The sequence below is a fragment of the Plantibacter cousiniae (nom. nud.) genome (assembly GCF_977070315.1).
This window is the reverse complement of the sequence record NZ_CDRVEU010000003.1, coordinates 243,576-268,124: the sequence shown is the minus strand read 5'-3', so window position 1 is coordinate 268,124 and position 24,549 is coordinate 243,576. Positions and strand designations below refer to the sequence as shown.

The 24,549-nt window shown below is 59.3% G+C and carries 22 protein-coding genes; 8 read left to right on the top strand and 14 right to left on the bottom strand.

From position 1 onward, the window contains the following. Positions 1-140: 140 nt before the first annotated feature. Entirely contained in the window at positions 141-2,564 is a 2,424-nt protein-coding gene (locus ACW55A_RS07995; protein WP_498810919.1) for a glucose/quinate/shikimate family membrane-bound PQQ-dependent dehydrogenase, read from the bottom strand. A gap of 443 nt (positions 2,565-3,007) precedes the next feature. Here ACW55A_RS07995 and ACW55A_RS07990 point away from each other — a divergent pair, with 443 nt between their 5' ends. Then, entirely contained in the window at positions 3,008-3,235 is a 228-nt protein-coding gene (locus tag ACW55A_RS07990) for a VF530 family protein (protein ID WP_187599223.1), read from the top strand. A gap of 52 nt (positions 3,236-3,287) precedes the next feature. Next, positions 3,288-3,947, top strand: a complete 660-nt coding sequence (locus ACW55A_RS07985; RefSeq protein ID WP_003363659.1) for a Pr6Pr family membrane protein — start codon at positions 3,288-3,290, stop codon at positions 3,945-3,947. Positions 3,948-3,962: 15 nt separating this feature from the next. On the opposite strand, the gene ACW55A_RS07980 is transcribed toward ACW55A_RS07985, so the two are convergent. The 6 genes from ACW55A_RS07980 to ACW55A_RS07955 form a co-directional block, all read right to left on the bottom strand. After that, complete coding sequence (locus tag ACW55A_RS07980; RefSeq protein WP_058408381.1) at positions 3,963-4,730, bottom strand: siderophore-interacting protein; 768 nt, start codon at positions 4,728-4,730, stop codon at positions 3,963-3,965. After that, entirely contained in the window at positions 4,727-5,317 is a 591-nt protein-coding gene (locus ACW55A_RS07975; protein ID WP_003431287.1) for a PadR family transcriptional regulator, read from the bottom strand. Before ACW55A_RS07975 ends, ACW55A_RS07980 begins: the two co-directional genes overlap by 4 nt. A gap of 87 nt (positions 5,318-5,404) precedes the next feature. Next, entirely contained in the window at positions 5,405-8,542 is a 3,138-nt protein-coding gene (locus ACW55A_RS07970) for a transglycosylase domain-containing protein (RefSeq protein ID WP_498810920.1), read from the bottom strand. 154 nt (positions 8,543-8,696) lie between these two features. Further along, positions 8,697-9,410, bottom strand: a complete 714-nt coding sequence (locus tag ACW55A_RS07965) for a hypothetical protein (RefSeq protein ID WP_096106709.1) — start codon at positions 9,408-9,410, stop codon at positions 8,697-8,699. A gap of 658 nt (positions 9,411-10,068) precedes the next feature. Next, positions 10,069-10,734, bottom strand: coding sequence for a hypothetical protein (locus tag ACW55A_RS07960; RefSeq protein ID WP_498810921.1), 666 nt, complete (start codon positions 10,732-10,734; stop codon positions 10,069-10,071). Positions 10,735-10,844: 110 nt separating this feature from the next. Beyond that, on the bottom strand, positions 10,845-11,975 hold the full coding sequence (locus ACW55A_RS07955; protein ID WP_455808713.1) for an OpgC domain-containing protein: 1,131 nt from the start codon (positions 11,973-11,975) through the stop codon (positions 10,845-10,847). A gap of 294 nt (positions 11,976-12,269) precedes the next feature. On the opposite strand from ACW55A_RS07955, the gene ACW55A_RS07950 reads away from it, so the two are divergent. The 3 genes from ACW55A_RS07950 (at position 12,270) to ACW55A_RS07940 (ending at position 14,201) form a co-directional block, all read left to right on the top strand. Next, entirely contained in the window at positions 12,270-12,551 is a 282-nt protein-coding gene (locus tag ACW55A_RS07950; RefSeq protein WP_003363645.1) for a type B 50S ribosomal protein L31, read from the top strand. A gap of 151 nt (positions 12,552-12,702) precedes the next feature. Next, on the top strand, positions 12,703-13,794 hold the full coding sequence (gene ddlA, locus ACW55A_RS07945) for a D-alanine--D-alanine ligase (RefSeq protein ID WP_498810922.1): 1,092 nt from the start codon (positions 12,703-12,705) through the stop codon (positions 13,792-13,794). Further along, the gene (locus ACW55A_RS07940; RefSeq protein WP_058416675.1) at positions 13,791-14,201 is read left to right on the top strand and encodes an NUDIX hydrolase; all 411 of its coding nucleotides are present in this window, start codon (positions 13,791-13,793) and stop codon (positions 14,199-14,201) included. The genes ddlA and ACW55A_RS07940 overlap by 4 nt, the downstream gene beginning before the upstream one ends. 70 nt (positions 14,202-14,271) lie before the next feature. On the opposite strand, the gene metR is transcribed toward ACW55A_RS07940, so the two are convergent. Next, on the bottom strand, positions 14,272-15,189 hold the full coding sequence (gene metR, locus ACW55A_RS07935) for a transcriptional regulator MetR (protein ID WP_003431263.1): 918 nt from the start codon (positions 15,187-15,189) through the stop codon (positions 14,272-14,274). Positions 15,190-15,295: 106 nt separating this feature from the next. Here metR and ACW55A_RS07930 point away from each other — a divergent pair, with 106 nt between their 5' ends. The 3 genes from ACW55A_RS07930 to ACW55A_RS07920 all read left to right on the top strand — a co-directional run bounded on the left by ACW55A_RS07930 (position 15,296) and on the right by ACW55A_RS07920 (position 17,861). Continuing rightward, the gene (locus tag ACW55A_RS07930; RefSeq protein ID WP_498810923.1) at positions 15,296-16,030 is read left to right on the top strand and encodes a hypothetical protein; all 735 of its coding nucleotides are present in this window, start codon (positions 15,296-15,298) and stop codon (positions 16,028-16,030) included. A gap of 123 nt (positions 16,031-16,153) precedes the next feature. After that, a complete protein-coding gene (locus ACW55A_RS07925; protein WP_054082112.1) occupies positions 16,154-17,146 on the top strand; it encodes an alpha/beta fold hydrolase in 993 nt (330 codons plus the stop codon). Positions 17,147-17,213: 67 nt separating this feature from the next. Continuing rightward, entirely contained in the window at positions 17,214-17,861 is a 648-nt protein-coding gene (locus ACW55A_RS07920; protein ID WP_060708194.1) for a DsbA family oxidoreductase, read from the top strand. A 179-nt stretch (positions 17,862-18,040) separates the two neighbouring features. On the opposite strand, the gene aauR is transcribed toward ACW55A_RS07920, so the two are convergent. The 6 genes from aauR to ACW55A_RS07890 form a co-directional block, all read right to left on the bottom strand. Continuing rightward, positions 18,041-19,369: a two-component response regulator AauR gene (aauR, locus tag ACW55A_RS07915; protein WP_072366763.1), complete on the bottom strand. Its 1,329-nt coding sequence runs from the start codon at positions 19,367-19,369 to the stop codon at positions 18,041-18,043. 10 nt (positions 19,370-19,379) lie between these two features. Next, entirely contained in the window at positions 19,380-21,287 is a 1,908-nt protein-coding gene (gene aauS, locus ACW55A_RS07910; RefSeq protein ID WP_044308848.1) for a two-component sensor histidine kinase AauS, read from the bottom strand. 60 nt (positions 21,288-21,347) lie between these two features. Further along, the gene (locus ACW55A_RS07905) at positions 21,348-22,082 is read right to left on the bottom strand and encodes an amino acid ABC transporter ATP-binding protein (protein WP_003363626.1); all 735 of its coding nucleotides are present in this window, start codon (positions 22,080-22,082) and stop codon (positions 21,348-21,350) included. Continuing rightward, positions 22,079-22,744: an amino acid ABC transporter permease gene (locus ACW55A_RS07900; RefSeq protein WP_002554865.1), complete on the bottom strand. Its 666-nt coding sequence runs from the start codon at positions 22,742-22,744 to the stop codon at positions 22,079-22,081. The genes ACW55A_RS07905 and ACW55A_RS07900 overlap by 4 nt, the downstream gene beginning before the upstream one ends. Continuing rightward, positions 22,744-23,490: an amino acid ABC transporter permease gene (locus ACW55A_RS07895; protein ID WP_498810924.1), complete on the bottom strand. Its 747-nt coding sequence runs from the start codon at positions 23,488-23,490 to the stop codon at positions 22,744-22,746. Before ACW55A_RS07895 ends, ACW55A_RS07900 begins: the two co-directional genes overlap by 1 nt. Positions 23,491-23,618: 128 nt before the next feature. After that, a complete protein-coding gene (locus ACW55A_RS07890; RefSeq protein WP_003363622.1) occupies positions 23,619-24,533 on the bottom strand; it encodes a glutamate/aspartate ABC transporter substrate-binding protein in 915 nt (304 codons plus the stop codon). Positions 24,534-24,549: the final 16 nt, after the last annotated feature.

Sequence of the window (24,549 nt, the reverse complement as noted above, 5' to 3'; positions counted from 1 at the left end):
TCCCACGCTGGAGCGTGAGGAGCGATAGTCGTCTGCCGCAACCCTGCCCGGTAGCTGGATCAACCGGGATCCCGCTTCAGCGGCGACAAAAAAAAGCGGCTACCTCTCGGTAGCCGCCGTTCATTGACCTCAGCAACGCATCACTTCGGCAGTTTGAACGCCATCACGTAGTCACCCTGTTTGGTGCCCAGTGAGCCGTGACCGCCTGCAACGACCAGCACGTATTGCTGACCGTCCTTGCCGGTGTAGGTCATCGGGGTGGTTTGCGCACCTGCGGGCAGGCGGGCTTCCCACAACTGCTTGCCGTTACGCACGTCATAAGCACGCAGGTACTGGTCAAGCGTAGCGCTCATGAACGCCAGACCGCTGGCGGTGGTGAACGTACCACCCAGGCTTGGAACGCCCATGGTCAGCGGGAGCGGGATCGGCGAGCTGTCGCGCACGGTACCGTTCTTGTGCATCCAGATGGTCTTGTGGTTGGTCAGGTCGACCGCCGCCACGTAACCCCACGCGGGTGCCTGGCAAGGCAGGCCCATCGGCGACAGCAGTGCTTCCAGGATCACACCATAAGGCGCGCCCTTGTTCGGCTGTACGCCTTCGGTTTCGCTCTTGCGGCCCGGGCCGCCTTCAACTTCGGCAGACGGTACCAGCTTCGAACGGAAAGCCATGTAGTTAGGATTGACGAAGGCGATCTGACGCATCGGGTCGACGGAAATACCGCCCCAGTCGAACACGCCGAAGTTACCCGGATAAACGATCGAACCCTGCAACGACGGTGGCGTGAACGGACCATCGTAGCGCAGCGACTTGAAGTCGATCCGGCACATCATCTGGTCAAACGGCGTCACGCCCCACATGTCGCGCTCCTTGAGCGGCGGCGGCATGAAGTTCAGGTCGGACTTGGGCTGGGTCGGCGAGGTGTGATCGCCCGCGACAGCGCCTTGCGGGACCGGCACTTCATTGATCGGCACGATCGGTTTGCCGGTGCTGCGATCCAGCACGTAGATGCTGCCCTGCTTGGTCGACGCCAGCACTGCGGGTTTGACGCCGTCAGCGGTTTTCATGTCCAGCAGCGTCGGCTGACCGCCCACGTCCATGTCCCACAGGTCATGGTGAGTGAACTGGTAGTCCCAGCGCACGCGGCCGGTAGCGATGTCCAGTGCAACCAGGCCCGCGCTGTACTTCTCGGACTCTGGCGTACGGTCGCCGCCCCACTGGTCAGGTGTCTGGTTACCCATCGGCAGGTAGATCATGCCGAGCTTTTCATCGACGCTGAACATGGACCACATGTTCGGCGAGTTGCGGGTGTAGATCTTGCCTTCGGCAATCGGTGCAGTTTCTTCCGGATTGCCGCTGTCCCAGTTCCACACCAGACGGCCGGTGTGCACGTCATAGGCGCGGATCACGCCGGACGGCTCGTCCATGGAGACGTTGTCAGTGACGTGGCCACCGATAATCACCAGGTCCTTGGTGACCGCGGGTGGCGACGTGGAGTAGTAGCCGCCCGGAGCGAAGGTGCCCATGTTGGCGGTCAGGTCAACCGAACCCTTGTTGCCGAAGTCTTCACACATCTTGCCAGTATCGGCGTTCAGCGCGATCAGACGGGTGTCGGCAGTCGGCAGGAAGATTCTGCGCGGGCAGGCAGCACTGGCAGTGGCCGTGCCGTCAGCAGCCGGGACCGTCGGGCTTTGCGCCGGGGCGCTGGCGGCGTAGGCAGCGTCGTCATGATAGGTGACGCCACGGCAGGTCATGTGCGCCCAGCCCTTGAAGTTGGCAGCGTTCTGAGTGCTGAGCTTCGGATCGAAGCGCCAGATTTCCTTGCCCGAATCCGGGTCAAGCGCGATCACCTGGCTGTGCGGCGTGCACACATAAAGCATGCCGTTGACCTTGAGTGGGGTGTTCTCGGCAGTCGTTTCCCCCGGATCGTTCGGCCCCGGAATGTCACCCGTGCGATAGGTCCAGGCCGGCTCCAGCTTGTTGACGTTTTCCGGCGTGATCTGCGCCAGCGGCGAGTAACGGTCACCGAAGGCGGTGCGGCCGTAGGACTGCCAGTCGCCGTCAGGCATGGCTGGGGCGGTGTTGGTCGTGCCAGCCGTCTCGCGGTCCAGCTGGCCTTCGATACGGCCCGGGTTGGTGAACTGGCTCGCCAGCGCGGTCAGGCCGGCCAGCACCACAGCGATGCTCAATGCACCGGTGCCCATGCGTGCCGGACCGTTGCGCAGCAACGGTCTGCGGAACCATGGCAGCAGCAATGCGATACCCAGTGCGAACCACAGCGCCAGGCGTGGCACCAGTTGCCACCAATCGAGGCCGACTTCCCACAACGACCATACAGTGCTCGCGAACAGCAGCAGTGCATAAAGGCCCAGCGCAGCCGCACGTCCGGTGATCAGCAACACGCCGGTCACGGCGAAGCCGATACCGGCCAACAGGTAATACAACGAGCCATCCAGTTGCAGCAGTCGGGCACCACCGACCAGCAAGGCCAGCCCCATCAACAGGATCACCAGCCCGAGCAGGGTCGGCAACAGGCGATTTCTATTTGAAGCACCGTCAGTGCTCATAATGCGAATCTCCGCGAGAAGTAAGTAATTGAAATCTTGTTTTTAAGCATCGCCTGCCCTGGCGCCATTCCTTGAAGCTGCTTGTTGAGACGAATCGCCGACGGTGGAATTAAACCGTCAGGCAGAGCGCGGCTGCACGTTCGGCTGGCGCGGTCGTTGAGTCGTAGACCATTACCGCCCGAATTCGTGCATAGGCTTTTTGTCCGAAGGAACATCTGCAGAAGGGGGAATCTTCAATCCTTAACCCGGCAATGATAGGGCGCTAACGATTTTTCTAAAAGCGAAAAACCTGACATGGATCATTGCAACGCCGGCAACAGTGCTGCAGGTCGACGGTGTTTTATGAAAGCGCGGCGCTTACAATGGCAGACTTTCGGGAAGCACCTGCGTACTCCAGAGATCCGTTCAGGTTCGTCTCTTCTTATTTCGTTGCAAGGCTCATCATGACAACACCCCACTCCGACCCGTTGCACGGCGTCACGCTGGAGCAGATCCTCAGGGCGCTGGTCGAACATTACGAATGGTCCGGCCTCGCCGAACGCATCGATATTCGCTGCTTCAAGAGCGATCCGAGCATCAAGTCCAGCCTGACCTTCCTGCGCAAGACACCCTGGGCGCGGGAAAAGGTCGAAGCGCTGTATGTGAAATTGCATCGCAGCAAGGGCTGGTAACAGGCCCGCCAGACAGTCCGGCATGGACGCCGGCACGCAAGGATACCGATTGATGCTCAGTGAACATCCACAACCTGCGCAGGGACAGCGCTATTACGCCCTTGTGGCCGCTTGTCTCGGCTGGTCGGGATTGGTGATTCAGCTTTACCTGATCCTGATTGGCCGTTATGCCGATCACGCCAGTCTGCTGGGTGGGCTGGTGCGCTTTTCAAGTTTTTTCACCGTACTGACCAATACGCTGGTAGCGGTCGCCCTGAGTTGCGCGCTGACGACACGGCAGTCGGCAGGCCACCGGTTTTTCCGGCATCCGGTGGTGTGTGGTGGCATTGCGGTGAGTATTGCGCTGGTGGGCATCGCCTACAACATTCTGCTGCGCCACTTGTGGCACCCGGAAGGCTGGCAGTGGGTGGCCGACGAACTGCTGCACGACATAATGCCGCTGGCGTTCGTGCTCTATTGGTGGCTGTACGTGCCCAAGGGCACGCTGCGCCTGAGCCATGTAGTGCTCTGGGCGATCTATCCGATCGTCTACTTCGCCTATGTCCTGCTGCGTGGCCACATGTTCGGTGATTACCTGTACCCGTTCATCGATGTCGGCACGCTCGGTTTCCCGGCGGCATTCATCAACGCGCTGGGCGTGCTGCTCGGTTTCGTGCTGATCGCATTGGTGCTGCTGGCAGTTGATAAACGGGCGTCTCGTCGTACCCGGTGAGTCGCCCGGTCCTGCTCATTCTTCAGTGCTGTCCAGCTTCCAGTAACCGGCGGCCTTGACGAAGTCCTCTTCCAGGCCGAACTCGTCGAGCAGCACACGACGTAACTTGCGTGACAGCGCGGATTCGGTCGCGACCCAGGCGTACAGCTTGCCCTCGGGCATCTCCAGACGACGCGTGACGTCCAGCAGACTCTGTTCGCCGCGTACGATCCAGATCACGTCGACCTGTGCGGCACTGTCGAACACCTGCTGTTCCTGCGGGCTGGCCACTTCGACCACCACCAGCGCAGCACGATTGGCGGGCAGCGATTCAAGGCGTCGGGCGATGGCCGGAATGGCTGTTTCGTCGCCGATCAGCAGGTAGCTGTCGAACATGTCCGGCACCACCATCGACCCCTTTGGACCGGCGATGTGCAGGAATTGCCCGGGCGCTGCCTGCGCGGCCCAGGTGGCCGCCGGGCCTTCGCCATGCAGAACGAAATCGATATCCAGTTCCCCGGTTTCTTCGTCGTAGCGACGCGGCGTGTAATCGCGCATCGGCGGGCGCGGCGTGTCCTTGTCGCCGGCAGGGTTCAGGTTTTCCAGCGCGGCCTGCTCTTCTGCCGTTTGCGGGAAGAACAGTTTGACGTGGTCGTCGGTACCCAGGCTGATGAAACCCGCCAACTCCGGCCCCTGCAAGGTAATGCGGCGCATCAGGGGTGTCAGTTCCGTGACCCGCACCACCTGCAGCTTGCGACGCTTGATTTCATGCATGACGCGATGGATTGACTGGGGCGAATTCATGCCGACTCCTCCGAGGCAGGTTGAGGCCCATCGACGACAGCCTTGGCCGTGCTGTTGAGCAGTTCGCTGACGCGCAAAATCTCTTCCGGGCTCCAGCGGCCATGGTGCATCTGCAGCGCGTGGCGCAGGTTGTGCACCGCTTCGTGGATTTCCGGCGGACGATCGTGGCCGCGCAGTGAGCGCTTGCTGACATCGATGCGCATGCGCACACCTTCCAGCGCCACGGCCTGATCTTCCAGGGATTGGCGACCCGCATCGGTGATGGTGTAGAGCTTCTTGCCGGCCTGGGCATCGCCGACCACCATTTCGCTTTCTTCAAGAAACGTCAGGGTGGGGTAGATAACGCCGGGGCTGGGGCAGTACGCACCCTCGAACAGACCTTCGATCTTGCGGATCAGGTCATAGCCGTGGGCGGGCTGTTCGGCGATCAACGCCAACAGCAGTAATTTCAGATCGCCAGGGGCGAAAACCCGAGGGCCACGTCCACCGCGTTCACGGCCCGGGCGTTTTTCAAAGCCGTCGCGATCTTCACCTGGTTCACGAAGATGCGGCGGACGGTGGTGGGGAGGGTGTTTATCTTCACGCATGTTTTTGCTCTCTTGTTACAAGTTAGATATACCTTAAGATATATCTTTTTGTAATCACAGAGCTGGCAGACGAGCGGTCATTGCCGGTCAGACACCCTTGGGCGGATCGGCAAGCGAGGCGTTGCACATCGCCTGTCCGTGGTTCTCCAGGTACGGCGTCAGGATCGGTGCCATGCCTTTGAGCACCTGCACCGGCAACGCCGAGGTGAAGCGAAAGCCCTCGGCAGCACGTCCCGGCACAAACGCCGTCAGCGCGCCAAAGTGGTTGTCGCCGATATAAAACACAAAAGTCGCCGTGCGGTTGATTGCCCTTGAGCTGAGAATACGCCCGCCCGCACCGACGCTTTCGATCCTGTTGTCGCCGGTGCCGGTCTTGCCACCCATCGCCAGCACACTGCCGTCCTGCATCTTGAACGTGCCTTGCACGCGTTTGGCCGTGCCGCCATCCACCACTTGCGACAAGGCCTCGCGCATTGCCGCTGCGACCTCCGATGGCAACACACGCTTGCCCAGTTCCGGGTTGATGCTCAGTTGGGTGTCGTAAGGCGTATCGGCAGCAAAGTGCAGACTGTCGATGCGCACCGCAGGCAGGCGGATACCATCGTTCTGGATGATGCCGATCAGCTCGGCAAGCGCCGCCGGACGGTCTCCCGAACTGCCGATAGCCGTCGCCAGAGAAGGCACCAGATGGTCGAACGGATAACCCACGCGCTGCCAGCGTTGCTCGATGTCCAGAAACGCTTCGACCTCCATCATGGTCCGCACACGGCTGTCGCGAGCGCCTTTGTGGCGACTCTTGAACAGCCAGCCATAGACTTCCTGACGCTCGAAACGACTGGCGGCCACTGCGTCCTTGAACTGCGCGTCCGGATGTTTGAGCAGGTAGCCTACCAGCCACAGTTCCAGCGGATGGACGCGGGCGATGTAGCCTTGATCGGGCAGATCATAAGTGCCCGGTCCGTAACTCTTGTACAGCTCGGCAAGACGTTTGTCGGCGAGTTTCGAGCTCGCCCTGGGCTCGTCCAGGTGGGCGCGGATGAACGCGTTGAATGTGCCCTGATCAGCGCCCGGCAGCAGATAACGGTGCACCGCAGCCAGACGGATCGCCGTCGGGTGAATGCCGTCGAGGAAGGTGTCGAGTCGCTCCTGCGTGGTCTTTTCCTTGTAGCGTTTCCAGAAGCGCAGCAGGAATACCGTGCCTTCGCGGTCGGCAAACTGCGCCAGGTATTCCTGGCGGCGCGGGTTGTCATCATCCTTGAGCAGCTCGGCGCTGTTGTTGGGCGCCTGATAGGTGCTGTAGCGAACGACATCGCGCATCAGGCGGATGAACGGCAGGTTGATCGACTCACGCAGCGACTCGCGCAGGGTTGGAATCCGCTCGTTGTCTTCGCGCCGGAAATTATTGAAACGGTGCATGCCGCCACCGGTGAAGAACGCTTCTGCGGGGCTGGCCGAATAGGTGCGGTCGAGTGCAGCCGACAGCATCTTTGCCAGGTCATGGTCCTTGTTCAGCAGCAGATAATCCAACGCCCAGCGGGTCAGCCGATCCGGTTCCTCGACAGGGATTTTGCGCAATTGCGCAGGGTTCAGGCCCGCATAGCGCCCATGCAGTTCGGCGATGATCTCCAGATACGTCGTCAGCACGCGCATCTTCGCCGTCGAGCCCAGCTCCAGCTTGCTGCCTTCGTTGATATCGAACGGCTGATCAGTGCTGTCGGTCTGGACCCTGACCCGCGAGCCGTCCACGCCGCGTTCAAACAGCGTGAAGCTGTAGCGCACCTGTGTTGTGCTGGCCGGGGTCAACAGGCGCTCGCCCATCAACCCGATCCTTGCGGCAAATTCAGGGTTGACCAGGTCGCGCAGGTACTGGCTGACGCTGCGCTGCAATTCGCCATGCAGGGTGCTGGTGGCGGACAGGTCAAGACGGTCCAGATCGTAGAGCGGGCGATTGAGCAGATTCGACAGGCGAGTGCGCGCAACACTGATGCCCTTGTTGGTTTCGATGGGCTGCAGGGTCGGTTGCTGCGCCCAGTCGCGGTAGGTGACCTGGGCTGCCAGCGCGGCATCGGCCAGCGGTCGGTCGATGATGTTGGCCTGGGCCAGCAACCGAATGTGGCTGTCGGTCAGTTCTGCCAATTCCTGGCGGCCCTTGGCCAGATAGTGCGACGGACGACGCTGGGCGATTACCAGTGAGAGCACTTCACGTAGCGCCAGCGCCTTGTCGGCCAGTGCCTGTTTATCGCCGGGATTAGAAGCCAGTATCTCGTTGGTTTTGCCGAAGTCTGCGCCGAACCACACCCGCAGTCCTTCAGCCAGACCATGCACTTCGCCATGCCCTGGCACCGCAGACAGCGGCACGCTGTTCAGGTAGTCACGCACCACCCGCTGGCGCACGGCGAGTGTCTCGGTCCCCGGCTGATAGGCGCGAACGCTGGCGGAAATCATCTGCCGCAGCTTTTCAGAACCCGACAGCGTCAGCCCGTCTGGGGAGTGACGGTATTTTTCCAGCTGAGTGGCCAGCGTGCTGCCCCCAGCCGACTGGCCGGGGAGGGCAAACATCTTCGCCAGTTGCGACCAGGCGGCTTTGACAAAACGTGGCCAGTCCACCGCAGGGTTGGCCATGGGCTGCTGCGGATCGAGCAGGTCGCGGTTTTCGATGAACAGCAGGCTGTTCACCAGCAATGGCGGAATGGCGGCAAAGGTCGGGTAAAACTGCTGTGGGTATCTGAATTCGTACAGCGGCTCGTTTCGGCAATCGGTGATCGACAGCCCAGCCTGGGTCTTTTCCTCGTAAGGCACGAAAAATCCATGCCGGACGTAACGCAACAGTTCCGGGGAAAAGCGGGTCTGGCGCGTGATCACGTAGTCGCGTTTGAGCAGGCGCGACAGGAATTCATCCATGGAAGAATAGCCAAGGCGCCTGTCGAACGGCCCGTCACCGGGATACACCACGTCATGACTAGGTCCGGGCTGCATCGAGTAACCCAGGCTCGCGGCAAAGCGGCTGAATTCGCGCGCCTGAAGCCTGGAGGTTCTGCTCTCCACGGCCACCGCAACGCCCAATGCAACCCCGGCCAACACCACCACGACCCAGAACACCCGCCATCCGTATCGCTTGCGACGCGGATATTTGGGCGTACGAGGATCATCCTCACGATCAGCGGATAGCGTCTCTTGCTTGCTATCGGAATGCCGAAATGCGCCCATAGTCGATTGTCCGGTCATCCTGTCAAAGCACCTGACCCAAGCTTAGACGCTGGATGGGATTATGGGAGGGAATTGTCTGGAGGTTTTCGAGGGAGGATGGCGCGCAGTGGGGACGAGCGTCATGAACTAATCCCACTGCAGCCACACATGAACTACAGTGGCGCTGGCTTGATCAGACGTGAAGATCAACCAACGGTTTGCGCTCTTCTTCACGCTTCGGCGCATTGCGCTCGATCTGGTAAATGATCGTGTCCATGAAGTTGCCAATGTGGTTGCGGCTGAAGACCTGCCCGTAGTCGATAACCTTGCTGTAATTCTCAAGGTTGAGTGTGTGCTGGTTGCCGAATTTCTCCGTGTAGTGATCGAGTAACGTCATCACAATTTTTGCGTGCGCACGCAGATCCTCCTTCAGTTGTTGACGTTCGTTCAGCTTCTCGGTCAGGTACGCGAACTCTGCCGGGGTGAGCACATCGTCCGGGTCGGTCACCTGGATGTCCTGATTAAAACCCAGCGTGAAGCCGAAGTGCTTATTTGACAGCTCCGTATTAAGGTAAAAAAGCTGCTGCTTGAAATCGTGAAAATTGTCGTACATACGGCATAGGGTCTTGTCAAAATCTTTAGTTAAGTCACCCAGGTATGTACTTCGGAGTAGGTTCGATATCTCTTCAGACATACTTTCCAGCATAACCCGTCCTGCCGCCGACGTTTTGTAGTCGGATAACCAGGGTGTTTCCTCGGTGGTATAGAACTCAGCGTTCGGATCACGCACGTTATCACGCGCCTGAGGAATGTTGATTGGCGGAGCAGCAGGTGAGGTGAGGGAACTTGAGCCCGAGAGAGTGCGCTGTTGATTTTGTGATGCAGAAGCTAAAGGGTTGATATGCATGCTAAGCGCTCTTTGGTGTCAATGATAACTAGCTAGCGGCAGACCTTCGCAAAACTTTGCCTGATAAGTGTGTAGGGTTTTTCCTAGGCTGTAGTGGTGATTATTTTTTGTAGGAAGTTTCCTTGATTTTAATGTGAGGGTTGACTCGGCGCTTAACTTTCTATTGCGTCAATTGAGCTGCTCGACGAGCCGGAAGTGATAAGGATTCCAAGTGGATATACTAACCTTGGCTGGTTGGCAACGCAGATTTATAAGGAGGCTATCTTTGAGGCGAGATTTACCGATACTAAGGGCGCGCCTCTGGAAGGAGGTATGGCGATTCTTGACCTGAGTTTTGGCAAAGGAGAACCCTCAATCGAGCATGTTGTAACCAGCAATGCTGATGGGTTTGTCTCTCAGCGTATCGAGTTTGGACGCTGCTATGGGGGTGTGGAGGCCCAGGACTTTGTGCACACCCAGAGAGGTTTCAACACGTGGAGAAGCCACTATAAGGTAGCCGGCTATACCGTACACAATTTTTCATTGGGGCCGATGACTGCGACCCCTCATATTTTTTACATGGGACACATCTGCACACAAACCGTTCTGCGAACTGTTGTTCCTCGCGGTTAACGCCTAACTCAGCCTGGCGAATCATTTATCTCGCCAGGCTGATGTATCATACCGCCAACGAAATATACGAAAAATCTCGTTTCTCAGCATTGCTCTGGACTTGCTGTATCCATTCGTCCTGCATTTTTTGTACGCTGGTGTTCATGATTTTGCCATAGTCGATCACGTCCTGAAAATTGCTGATATCCAGTTTATATCGGCCGCCAAATGTTTCATGGTCGTGGTCTACCAGGGTCATGATGGTCTTTGCGTGATGTTGGAGTTGCTCTTTGAATTCTCTGAACCCGTTGATGGCGTGGGTAAGAACTGATGTGTCGTTTTCAGTCAGGCTGTTATCGTAGTCAATTATCTTGATGGATGCACTTTCGCTCAGTGTGAAACCGAAGTTTTTACGTGCAATGTCGGGGTGGGTTTCTTGCAGTTCTTTTCGAAAGCTATCGTAGGTGACATTTACCAGTGCAAGCTCCACTACGTCTAGTCTCTTTTTGTGAGCTACGTAGTCAAGCCTGTTTGTGATGTGTTCGTTGATCGACTCCAACAGCCACGGCTCTTTCTGATATTCGTAAAATACATGTTTTTCTGTCGTTTTGACTTCAGATGCAATGGCCTCTTGAAGACTGACATCTTCTGTCGGATCAACATGTTTAGCGCCGGTTACCAGCCCCATCTGTTGCGGGATGTTTGCCGGATTTGAAACTCCATTAATGTTCAAAGCGTTGCCCTCTCTTTGGTCTCATACCGAATAGCGGCCAGTTCCTGAAAAACTTGGCCTGATAAACCAGTAGGACGTTTCCGAGAGGGCGTGCAAACGTGACGCTGTTCTCAAGTAGTTAACAGGCGGGGCGATTTCCCCAGCCGCTTATTCAACTCCAGCCCATTGGCCATCAGCATCATCAACCCCAGGCCGACAATCGCGGTCGTCACTTGCATGGGCCATGTATCGCCTGCCAGTGCATTGGCCATGTCTGCCAGTGGCGCGAGCAATACGCCCAGACAGAAGACTTCCAGCGAATAGCGGCCCATGCGGCAAGTCTGGCGGGCGGGCCAGTTTTCGAGCCAGGTGCTTGAGGCTGGCAGCAGTCGGGCGACGACGTAGATCAGTGCAAGGAAGTGCAGCAGGCGCGCGGGTGCCAGGTCGGTTTTGCTGATGGGGTACAAGGCGTCGAGGTGCAGGGTCGAGACTAGCGCGCTGTGCAGGCCGGGCCATTTTTCACTGAAGGTCAACATTCCGGCAATCACCACGTAGGCGGCGGCCACCATGAACAAGGGTTGTTGGCGTAACGGAGGGTGCTTAACTGTTATGGCTGTTTCGCTGCGCAACGCGCACGCACCGCCGAGCACGAACAGCAGCTGCCAGGCGACCGGGTTGAAGTACCAGACACCGCCGCCTTCGTAGGCGCGCAGGTTCCAGCCGAATAGCGGCACCATCAGGTACAGCGCAATCGACAGGCCGACGGCCACTTCGAGTTTGCGCAGCATCACTGGCAAGGTCAGCGGCAAGGTCAGCAACAGCACGATATACAGCGGCAACGGGTCGGTCAGGTTCGGCTTGAAGCGCAGCAGCAGTTCATCAGCCAATGCCTGTTGCGGGTTGCCGACGAAGTATTCAAGGCCCATCTGCTGGACCATGTCGCGCGTCTCGACATGATTGTTGGCGACGAAGACGATGCCCATCAGCAGGGTCAGCAGAAAGATATGCACCACATACAGCACCCAGGTCCGGCGCAGGATTCGCACACCAGCCACCAGCATGCCGTCACGTCGAGCGATCCGCCCGTAGGCCAGGATCGAGGCGTACCCGGCGAGGAAAACGAAGATTTCCGCTGCGTCGCTGAAGCCGAAGTTGCGTACGGTCAGTTGCGCCAGGGGATTGTCCGGCACGTGATCCCAGAAGATGAAGATCAGCGCCAGGCCGCGAAAGAAGTCGATTCGATGATCGCGTCCGTTAGTCATAACGGTGGACTCTTGAAAGTGCTGATGAGTAAAGATAGGCCACAGAGGCTCAGGTTCCAGGCCGGCGACTAGTGACGTTCGGCGGCGCGGCAGGGTGCCGCTAATCGAGGGCAATTGCAAAGGCGCGCTATTGCAGAATGTCTCTGGCTCAGGCGTTCCGGTGGCTTCACGCCGGCCGCTGCACCGTGTGCGTGTTCGATCAACCTCACCAATGATGCCAATCAACAGCAATCATTCTCATCTTCCGTTATGTTACTGTATAACTATTGCAGTCAACTCACTGGAGAGATCACGATGAAACCCGATATCCATCCTCAATACCGCACCGTGCTGTTCCACGACACCGCTGCCGACGTTTACTTTCTGATCGGCTCCACCGTAGACACAGACCGCACGCAACAGCACACCGACGGCACTACCTATCCTTACGTTGCACTCGACGTTTCCAGCGCCTCGCACCCGATGTACACCGGGCAGCAGCGCAAGACCACCACCGAAGGCCGGATCGCGGGTTTCAACAAGCGTTTCGCCACCTTTGGCTCGACTGGCAAGAAAGAAACCGCAGCCGCTCAATGAGCGGTCTGACCTCCCGGTCGTGGGCATTTCGTATGGATTGCCCACGACCGGGATTTTTTTGTCTGAATTTCAGGCCTGCGACCAATCATCTACTGGACTAACAGCCGACATTGCTTTTATCTTCGCGGCCTGAAAAACAGGAGTAACCGCTTTGAAAAAGTCAGTCGCCATCGTTTTCGGTGGGCAATCCAGCGAGCATGAGGTTTCGTTGCAGTCGGCACGCAACGTGATCAATGCGATTGATCGTGAACGCTATGCGCTGACCCTGATCGGCGTCGACAAGCTGGGCCGCTGGCTGCATTTCGACGAAGCCGATTACCTGCTCAATGCCACTGATCCTGCACGGATCAAACTGAGCGCATCGGGCAAGCCGTTGTCCTTGCTGCCGGGCAGCATGGGCGGGCAGTTTGTCGACGTCGAGTCAGGTCAGCCCCTGGCTGCCATTGATGTGGTATTTCCGCTGATCCACGGCGCGTTTGGCGAAGACGGTGCGTTGCAAGGTCTGCTGCGCATGCTGGCCGTGCCCTTTGTCGGCGCCGATGTGCTGTCCTCTGCGGCCTGCATGGACAAGGATGTGACCAAGCGTCTGCTGCGCGATGCGGGCATAGCCGTCGCGCCGTTCAGGGTCCTGTCGCGTGGAGAGAGCCTTTCTTTCACGGAAGCTGCCGACCAATTGGGGCTGCCGATGTTCGTCAAGCCGGCCAACCAGGGTTCATCGGTGGGCGTCAGCAAGGTGTCTGACGAGGCTGGTTTTGCGGCGGCACTGGCGCTGGGTTTCGAGTTCGATCATAAGCTGCTGATCGAGCAGGGCATCGTCGGCCGGGAAGTGGAGTGCGCCGTATTGGGTAACTTCGATGCGCAGGTCAGCGTCTGTGGAGAAGTGATTGCCAACGATGAATTCTATGCCTACGACACCAAATACCTGAACGGCGATCAGGCGCGCATCGCCATCCCCGCCGAGCTGCCCGCCGATCTGAGTGATCAGGTGCGTGACGTCGCGTTGCAGGCTTACAAGGTGCTGGGCTGCGCAGGGCTCTCGCGGGTCGATTTTTTCGTCACCGAAGGGCGCGACATCATCATCAACGAGGTCAACACGCTGCCGGGCTTCACCTCGATCAGCATGTACCCCAAGCTCTGGCAGGCCAGCGGTCTGTCGTATGCCGAGCTGATCCATCGCCTGATCGTTCTGGCGCTGGAACGGGCTGATCAGGCGCGGCTGCTGAAAACGGAGATCTTCGCATGAAGATCATCCGCATCGCGGCGGCGCTGCTGATCGGCGCAGACGGCCGGACCCTGCTGGTGCGCAAGCGCGGTACCCGGGCCTTCATGCAGCCGGGCGGCAAGATCGAGCCCGGTGAACCGGCACCGCAGGCGCTGGCCAGAGAACTTGAAGAAGAGCTCGGGCTGATCGTCGATCCGGCGCAGGCAGTGTTTCTCGGTGAGTTCACGGCACCCGCCGCCAATGAGCCCGGTTTCGAGGTCAACTGTCAGTTGTATGAGGTCAGGACCGACGCCCAGGCAGTGCCTGCCGCCGAGATCGAAGAAGTGCTGTGGGTTGACGCGGACAGTCATGCGGGTTTGCAACTGGCTCCGTTGACCCGCGATCTGATCCTGCCGCTGTATCTTCAGCGGCAGGCTGCACGCAGCTGAACGGCGCAGTCGTCCTGCATCGCGGTGCAGGACGACACTGTCAGCGAACCCTATTTCAGCGAATCAGGTGTCAGCGAACCACACTCACCCCGTCGAGCGTCGAAAACGAGGTGTCCTTGGCTGTCAGCAGGAAGTCACGCATGTACGGTGCGTCGAGCATGTCGGCGCGGATACCGGCGTAGAGCGTCGCGAACAGTCCTTTCTCGCCCAGCCGCTTGGCCTTCACATAGCCGCGTGAGCTGTATTCATGCAGCGCCCAGTGCGGCATGCCGCAGACCCCGCGCCCGCTGGCGACCAGTTGCATCATCATCACCGTCAGTTCTGATGTTCGTACCTGTGCCGGTTCGATGTCGGCGGGTTCCAGAAAGCGCGTGAAGATATCCAGCCGGTCGCGTTCCACCGGGTAAGTGATCAGCGTTTCAGTCAGCAAGTCTTCCGGGACGATGTAAGGCCTGCTTGCCAGCGCGTGTTGATTGGCCACCGCCAGCATCGCTTCATAGGTGAATAGCGGCACATAGGTGATGCCGGGCAATTCCAGCGGGTCGGAGGTCACCACCAGGTCCAGATCGCCACGCGCCAGGGCAGGCAAGGGTGCGAACGAGAAGCCGGAAGACAGGTCCAGTTCCACCTCGGGCCAGGCATCGCGGAACTGGTCGATGGTCGGCATCAGCCACTGAAAACAACTGTGGCACTCGATTGCCATGTGCAGCCGTCCCGCCGTGCCACCTGCCAGTCGAGCGATGTCGCGCTCGGCACTGCGCAGTTGCGGCAGCATGGAGTCGGCCAGTTGCAGCAGGCGCAAACCGGCGCTGGTAAAGCGCACCGGTTTGGTCTTGCGCACGAACAGCGGCATGCCCATGCGCTCTTCCAGCTCCTTGAACTGATGGGACAGGGCCGACTGCGTCAAATGCAGGCGCTCGGCTGCTTCCACAAGGCTGTCGGCCTCGCGCAGTGCATGCAGGGTTTTGAGGTGGCGTATTTCAAGCACGTTCAGTGCTCCATGAGCAGTATTTGTGATCAACACGAAAAAAATGAGTTTGTCTCATGTTGTGTCAGCTGTCGACAATAGGCCCATCTTTTATGGAGGACGCATCGTGGCCCTGACTCAACACCCTGACTATTTTCACATTGGCGCAGACCGTGAATTGCGGCACGCTCTGCAGGCTTTCTGGAAACAGGATCAGGGTGTTGCGATAACTGATGCCGAACTGCGCAACTGGCTGATGGCGCGTTACCCGCAGCAGGTGCCACACCTGAAACGCGACCAGCGTTTTCTGCCCGCTTGGGCACCGCTGCTGGCGAGCGTCGCCGAAGCGTGCGAGCAAGGCCGCAAACCTGCGTTGATCGGTCCGCTGACACTGCTCTGGCTAAGTGACGTTCAGGGTGACGAAGTGGATCGCCTCGACCTGCTGGAGCATCTGCTGCCGGTGTATGGCGAGATCTTCGGGCGTCTGGCGGCGCGCGGTGTCGAGTGGATTCAGATCGACGAACCGATCCTGGCGCTCGACCTGCCGCTGGCATGGAGCAACGCCTTCGAACGTGCCTATCACATTCTTCAGTATTCGCCGTTGAAGAAGCTTATTGGCCTCTATCACGGTGACCTGCGGCCCAACCTGGGTGTCGCGGCCTTGCTGCCGGTTGCAGGGTTGCATCTGGACAGCGTGACCGAACCGGAGCTGCTGGCCCCGGTGTTTGATCGTCTGCCGGTTTACAAGGTTCTGTCCCTGGGCGAGTGCGATACGCATTCGAACTGGCATCAGGAATCGCTCCTCGAAGCGCGCGCCCGTTTTGGGGAAAACCTGATGGTGGCGGACCAGGTCGCTGCGTAACGCAACACTCGATTAACGACCGCTCAGCGCCATTCATCAAACTGTCACGCAAGTGTGGCAGCGCGCTTGGGAAAACATCATCAGACTCGCGGCCTACTGGGGATCTGTTTTTTGGTGTTTTTCATGCGGGTTTTAATTTTTCTGGCCGCGCTTCTGTGCGGCTTGCCGTCTTTTGCGGCCGATCGTTGTGATACCGATGTTCCTGTACAGATGGCTGACCTCAAGGAAGTGCGGATTGCGTACCAGAGTATTGGTAGCGAGTCCGACCCTGCCTTGCTGTTGGTGATGGGGCTGGGCGGGCAGTTGATTCATTGGCCGGACGAGGTCGTGGTCGCGTTGTGTCAGCAGGGCTATCGGGTCATTCGCTACGACAATCGCGATGTGGGTCTGTCTTCTTGGGTACAACAGCCAGCGGATGCCAATCTGACGTTCGAAGTGCTGCGTTATAAACTTGGCCTGCCTGTCTCGGCACCCTATTCGTTGACTGATATGGCCGACGATGCGCTGGGGTTGATGGATGCATTGCAGATTCGTCAGTTTCACGTGTTGGGCGCGAGCATGGGCGGCATGATCGCTCAGCATCTGGCTGATCTGGCGCCGTCGCGGGTCGAAAGCCTGACACTGATCATGACCAGTTCCGGTGCGCAGGGTCTGCCCATGCCCAGTGCCGCGTTGATGCAACTGCTGGCGCGGCGCGGCGCGCCCAATCGGGAAGTGGCGATCGAGCAGCAGGCCGATTTGCTTGCAGCGCTGGGCAGCCCGCAGGTCAAGGATGATCGCCAGCAACTGCTGCATCAGGCGGCCGTTTCCTATGATCGGGCGTTCAATCCCGAAGGCGTGAAACGCCAGATCATGGCGATTCTGGCCGAGCCCAGCCGCGTGGAACTGCTGAACCGTCTGCGTCTGCCGGTACTGGTGGTTCATGGTACGGCTGACCCGCTGTTGCCGGTCATGCATGGCGTGCATGTGGCCGCGCACATTCAGGGCAGCCAACTGCGCTTGATTCCGGGTCTGGCACACCGTTTTCAGGAGGCCTTCAAGGCGCCGTTGCTTGGTGCAGTGCTGCCGTACCTGAAAGCCCAGCATGAAGACGGTCGCAACCTGGCTCAGTTGTAAGTCTGCCTGGTTGTCAGGCATGGGCAGAGGTGTATCGTGTGGCCTTTGCTTACCGAAAAGGGCCGACATGACAACTGCACTGAAGATCGACTTCATCTCCGATGTTTCCTGCCCCTGGTGCGTCATTGGTCTGCGCGCGCTGGATCAGGCGCTGGAGGCACTGGGGGATGAGGTGCAAGCGCACATTCACTTCCAGCCTTTCGAGCTGAACCCGAACATGCCTGCCGAAGGGCAGGACATCAAAGAGCACATCGCCGAAAAGTACGGCTCCACGCCGGAACAGATCGAAGGTATTCACCAGACCATCCGTGAACGCGGTGCTGAACTCGGCTTCACTTTTGCCAGCGGCGAGCGGCGTATCTACAACACGTTCGATGCCCATCGACTGTTGCACTGGGCCGAACAGCAAGGCAAGCAGCACGCGTTGAAGCAGGCGTTGTTCGAGGCCTATTTCAGTGACCTGAAAGACCCGTCCAGTCACCAGACTCTCGCGGATGTGGCGCAGAAGGTCGGCCTGGACCGTCTGCGTGCTCAGGCCATCCTGGACAGTGACGAGTACACCACCGAGGTTCGCGAGGCCGAGCAGCTCTGGACGTCTCGCGGTATCACCTCCGTGCCGACCATGGTCTTCAACGACCAGTACGCCGTCTCTGGCGGTCAGCCGGTCGAGGTATTCGTCAGCGCAATCCGCCAGATTATCGGTGAATCGCAGTAACGTACTGCCCGTGCGGGATCGGACGCAGCGCGTCCGGAAGGCATGCCCACGCGGAGAATGGGCACGACAGGTTTCTTGAGAACGCCTAGCGTTCCGCACGCTCCAGCGTGGTAATGAGTGGGTCACGCTCTGCGTCACAGATCTGCGCTACGCCGCACGTTCAGAATTGGGCGCAGTGCTCAAAGCCCGTATTTCTTGACCTTGTCAAACAGTGTGGTCTTGGCCATGCCCAGTTCCTGACTGGCCTGGCTGAGGTTGCCGCCGCTGCGTTGCAAGGCGTCGCCGAGCAACGAGCGCTCGAAGGCTTCGACCGCTTCGGCAAATCCCAGGCTCTGGTTTTCACTGACCGTGCCTGACTGCTTGAACGCTGGCAGGCCAAGGGCAAAGCGTTCAGCCACGTTGCGCAGTTCGCGTACATTGCCCGGCCAGTCGTGGCTCATCAGGTTCGAACTGGTCTGTTGATCCAGCATGGGCGGTTCGCGGTCGAAGCGTAACGACGACAACTGCAGGAAGTGTTCGAACAGTTGCAGAATGTCTTCGCGGCGCTCACGCAAGGGCGGCAGTTCAAGCGTGACGACGTTCAGGCGGTAATACAGGTCGCTGCGGAACTGATTGGTCTTGCCCAAGGCATTCAAGTCGGATTTGGTTGCCGCTATGACCCGGCAATCCACGGCAACGCTCTGGTTGGAACCCAGCCGCTCGAGGGTTCGCTCCTGCAGGACGCGCAACAGCTTGATCTGCAGATTGACCGGCATGCTTTCCACTTCATCGAGAAACAGCGTGCCGTTGTGCGCGTGTTCGATCTTGCCGATGCGCCGTTTGCCCGCGCCGGTGAACGCGTTGGCTTCATGGCCGAAGATTTCCGACTCGAACAGGCTTTCCGCCAGCCCGCCACAGTTGAGCGCCACGAACTGGCTGTCCTTGCGCCGACTGAAATCGTGCAGGCAGCGCGCGACCAGTTCCTTGCCCGTGCCGGTTTCGCCTTCGATCAGTACGTTGGCCGAGGTGTCGGCGACGTTGGCGATCAACGCACGCAGGTTTTGCATGGCTGGGGAGCGGCCGATGATCCGGCCTTCCAGCGAATCGCGCTCGGCCAGTTGCTTGCGCAACGCCCACACTTCACGGGCCAGGCCGCGTTGTTCCAGTGCGCGTCGGGTGACGTCCACCAGACGCTCTGGAGAAAAGGGTTTCTCCATGAAATCGTAAGCGCCATCGCGCATAGCGTTGACGGCCATGGTGATATCGCCATGGCCGGTGATCAGCACCACCGGCAGGCTGCTGTCACGTGCCTTGAGACGGCTCAGCAACGCCAGGCCGTCGATGCCCGGCAAGCGAATGTCGCTGATGACGATACCGGCGAAGTTGTCACCGATGCGCTTTAGCGCCTCTTCAGCGCTGGCAACGCCTTCGCTGGCGATGTCCTCCAGCGCCAGGGCCTGCTGGCAACCGAGCAATACATGCGGATCGTCTTCAACGATCAGGACAGTCAGGTCGCTGTTTATGCTCATGGGTGTCGTCTCATGTCGGGCTGTCCGGGTGGCGGGCATCGGGGATAAACGGCAGGCTCAGGACAAACGTCGTACCGCCGTCCTGCGGATGCTCTGCGCTCAGGCTGCCTCCGGCTGCGGCGGCAAGGCTCGCCGACAGCGTCAGGCCCAGCCCCAGGCCTTGTTCGCCCGGTTTGGTGGTGAAGAAAGGTTCAAACAGATGCTTGCGCGCCTCGGCGTCGACGCCGCGCCCGTTATCACGTACCCGCAGACGGTATCGGCCGTCGACAACCGATCCGCTGAGCCATAACTCCGGTTGCGGCAGGTCGAACATGGCATCCAGTGCGTTGCCGATCAGGTTGACCAGAATCTGTTCCAGGCGGGTCTGGTCGATGGTCAGGGTGGCGTCGACGAAGTCTCGATGCACTATCAGGCCGGACTGCTCCAGACGCACGCTCAGTAACTGCGCCGCCGCATCGACAGCCTTGCTCAGTTGCGCCTGGCCCTGATCGTCGCCGCGTCTGGCGAATGCGCGCAGGCTGGCGGTGATGCGGCCCATGCGGTCGACCAGGTCATTGATGGTACGCAGGTTGGTACTGGCGGTATCCAGCGCACCTCGTTCCAGAAAGCGCACGGTGTTGCCGGACAAGGTGCGCAGTGCGGCCAGAGGCTGGTTCAGCTCATGCGCAATGCTGGTCGACATCTGGCCGATGGCTGCCAGCTTGCCGGCCTGTACCAGCTCGTCCTGCGCCTTGCGCAAAGTGTCTTCGGCCTGCCTTCGTTCACGAATCTGCGCCTTGAGGCGTTCGTTGCTGGCCCGCAGGTGTTCGGTGCGCTCGGTGATCTTGCGTTCCAGTTCGTTGTTGGCCGCCTGCAGCGCTTCCCTGGCAGCAAGCCGGGTCGAGATCACTTTGCGCCGCTCGTTCCAGGCAATCAGCAGAAAGGTCACCAGCGCGCAGGCCACGGCGACCAGCATGCCCTGGTTGGCCGCTTCACGGCGCAGATCCTCCAGCGGAGTAAGCAGTGTCAGGTGCCAGGCGGTGTCATTCAGCGGGCGGCTCTGGGCCAGATAACTGACCTTTTTGTGTTCGCGGTCGACACTGATGTTGGCGGGGAAAACCAGTGTTTCGACGCCTTCAGACAAGGTTTCCCGTTCCAGTGGCACCAGTTCGTTGAGCGGCCACCAGTAATATTGCAGGCTGCGAGCCAGACGCTCCTTGATCTCGGCGGTGAGCGGACGTACTGATTTCAGACGCCGAGCCGGGTCGCTGGAGAGGATGATGATGCCATTCTCGTCGCTGACAAATGCCTCCAGGCGCGCCCGCTGCCAGCGTTCTTCAAGTGCTTCGAGGCGTACCTTGATCACCGCAACGCCGATGATGCGGCCTTTGTCTTCCAGCCCATGCGCCAGGTAATAGCCCGACTCACCGGTGGTGGTGCCGATGCCGTAAAAGCGCCCGGGCAGGCCACGCACGGCATCCTGAAAGTAGGCACGGAAAGACAGGTCTTCGCCCTGATAACTGTCGGCGTCACGCCAGTTGCTGGTGGCCAGCACACGTCCGGTGGTGTCCATTACGTAAATGGCACGGCTGCGGCTGCGTCGATTCAGCCCTTCGAGGTAGCGGTTGACCTGCTGCTGAAGCTCGGGTCCCGGTTCGTTCAGCAACTGCGACACGCTGGATTCCAGTTCCAGCACGCTGGGCAGGTAGGTGTATTTGCTGATTTCGCTCTCGACCGTGCGGGCGTGCAGCTCCAGTTGGCGTTCGCCGGTTTCGCGCAGTCCCTTGATGGCGCTGTGTTCACTGACCAGATAGGCGATATAGCCCAGCCCGATCATTAGCATGAGGATCAGCGGCGGTAGGAACAGTTGGCGGATCAGACGGGGTTTCACGGCGAGTGATGGCGGGGCGGCGCGATAAAGAGTGGGGTCGCATTTCATCACAGTCGTCCTGGACCGAACAGCTGCCCGCGGATGAGCGGGCAGCCGTTAAAGTACTGCCTAGTGCTGCAGAATCTTGGCGAGGAATTGTTGGGCACGCTCCGAGCGTGCGCTGACGTCACCGAAAAATTCTTCCTTGGCACAGTCTTCGACAATCTGTCCCTTGTCCATGAAAATCACCCGGTTGGCGACTTTGCGCGCGAAGCCCATTTCGTGGGTCACGCACATCATGGTCATGCCTTCCTGGGCCAGTTGCACCATCACATCGAGCACTTCATTGACCATTTCCGGGTCGAGCGCGGACGTGGGTTCGTCGAACAGCATGACCACCGGGTCCATCGCCAGCGCGCGCGCGATGGCGACACGCTGTTGTTGCCCGCCGGAAAGCTGGCCGGGGTGCTTGTGCGCATGCTCGGAAAGGCCGACGCGCTCCAGCAGCTTCAGTCCCTTCTCGGTGGCTTCGGCCTTGCTGCGGCCCAGCACCTTGATCTGCGCGATGGTCAGGTTTTCGACAATGCTCAGGTGCGGAAACAGTTCGAAGTGCTGAAACACCATACCGACCCGCGAGCGCAGTTTCGGCAGGTTGGTCTTCGAATCGGAGATCGATGTGCCGTCGACAACGATATCGCCTTTCTGGAACGGTTCCAGCGCGTTGACACATTTGATCAGGGTCGATTTGCCGGAGCCGGACGGGCCGCACACCACAACCACTTCGCCCTTGCTGACCTCGGTGCTGCAATCGGTCAGTACCTGGAAGTCCCCATACCACTTGTTGACGTTTTTGATGGAAATCATACGGCAAACCTTTTTTGCAGGCGCTTCACCAGCAGCGAGGCGGCAAAGCTGATCGTGAAATACACCAGACCGGCAATGATCAGGAACTCGTTGGCGCGCCCGATGATGTCGCCACTGGAGCGCGATGCGTTGAGAAAATCGACGAGGCCGACGGTGTACACCAGAGAGGTGTCCTGAAACAGAATGATGCTCTGTTGCAGCAGCAGCGGGGTCATTTTGCGAAAGGCCTGGGGCAGGATGATCAGTCGCATCATCTGCGAGTAATTCATGCCCAGCGCCTGAGCAGCGCCCATTTGCCCCTTGGAGATCGACTGCACGCCGGCACGGACGATTTCGCAGAAGTACGCGGCTTCGAACATCATGAAGGCCACGACGCAGGAGGCGAACGCACCGATGGGCGTGTCTTCACCGGTAATCCAGCGCAGCACGAACGGCACGGCCAGGTAGAACCAGGTGATCACCAGCAGCAGCGGGATCGAACGGAAGTAGTTCACGTAGGCACCGGCCACATTGGCCAGCAGCTTGTTCGATGACAGGCGCATCAAGGCCAGCAGCGTACCGAGTACCAGGCCGCCGACGACACCCATTGCCATCAGCTTGAGGGTCATGACCATGCCGTTCCACAGGCCGGGAATGGCCGGAACGATTCCAGTGAAGTCCATTATTTGCCCCCCAGTGAGATGAGTCCCGGTACGGCGACTTTCTTCTCGATCACACGCATCAGCAGCATCAGGCTCATGTTCAGCGTGAAGTAGATGAGGGTCGCGAGGGTGAAGGCCTCAAACAGGTTGGCGGAGAATTCGGCGGTCTGTTTGGTCTGCGCAAGCAGCTCCATCAGGCCGATCAGCGACGCGACCGAAGAGTTCTTGAACACGTTCAGGAATTCGGAGGTGAGCGGCGGAATGATGATCCGGTAAGCCTGCGGCAACAGCACGTTCCAGTAGATCTGTGGCAGCTTGAAGCCCATGGCGCGTGCGGCCGATTCCTGGCCCTTCGGCAGTGCTTCAATGCCGGTACGCACCTGTTCGCAGACCCGGGCAGCGGTGAACAGGCCAAGGCAGACCACTACGCTGAGGAACGCGGAGGTGGTCGGGTTCAGGTCCTGCTTGTACCACTCCTGCAGGTTTTCCGGCAGCAGGTCGGGCACCAGGAAGTACCAGATGAACAGCTGCACCAGCAGTGGCACATTACGGAAGATTTCCACGTATCCCGTGGCGATACCTGACACCAGACGGTTTGGCACGGTGCGCATGACGCCCAGCACCGAACCCAGTATCAGGGCAATGATCCAGGCAATGACAGCGATGGCGATGGTCCAGCCCAGGCCGGAGATGAACCAGTCCAGATAGGTCTCGCTGCCGACGCCGGTGGACTTGAAGAATACGCCCCAGTCCCAGTTGTAATTCATCAGGGTCTCCCCCTCTTTTTATTGCTATCGAAATGCACGCACTGTCGTCTGTCGAGAATGACGAGGCGATCCCGGACGAGCGCTGCCCGCCCGGGATGCAGTCAGTTCAGACTGGCTGAACCGGTCTCTCAGGCTTTCTTGTCGTCAGCTGGCTTATCGGTCGGGTTCTGAATCAGTTCCTTGAGCTTGTCGCTCATCGGGAAATTCAGGTTCAGACCTTTCGGAGGGACAGGGGACATGAACCACTTGCTGTAGATGGCGTTGATGTCGCCCGACTTGTAGGTAGCGACAATGGCGTCATCCACGGCCTTCTTGAACGGGGCATCGCCCTTGCGGACCATGCAGCCGTAGATCTCGTAGGATTGCGCTGTACCGGTCACTGCCCAGTCGTCCGGCTTCTTGGCCTTGGCCATTTCGCCTGCCAGCAGCGCGTCGTCCATCATGAAGGCGACTGCACGGCCGGACTCGAGCATCTGGAAGGATTCACCGTGGTCTTTGGCGGAGATCACGTTCATGCCCATCTGCTTGTCAGCGTTCATCGCCTTGAGGATGCGCTCGGACGTGGTGCCCGCCGTGGTGACGACGTTCTTGCCTTTCAGGTCGTCGAAATCCTTATAGCTGGAATCCTTTTTCGACAGCAGGCGCGTGCCGACTTCGAAGATGCCGATGGAGAAATCGACTTGCTGCTGGCGCTCGACATTGTTGGTTGTCGAGCCACATTCCACATCGACGGTGCCGTTCTGAACCAGCGGGATACGGGTCTGCGAAGTCACCAGGTTGTACTTGACCTTGAGGTCAGGCATGTCCAGGTCTTTTTTGATGGCTTCGACGATTTTCAGCTGGATGTCGTGGGAGTAGCCCATCGGCACGCCAGAGGCATCAGCGATGTAGGAAAACGGGATGGAGGCGTCACGATGGCCCAGCGTAATGGTGCCGGATTCCTTGATCTTCTTCAGAGTGCCAGTGAGTTCGGCGGCGAAAACCGGCGTGCTGATCAGAGCGGCAGCGATGGCTGCGCCCAACAGGTGGGGAACGATGCGCATGGGTGAGTCCTTGATG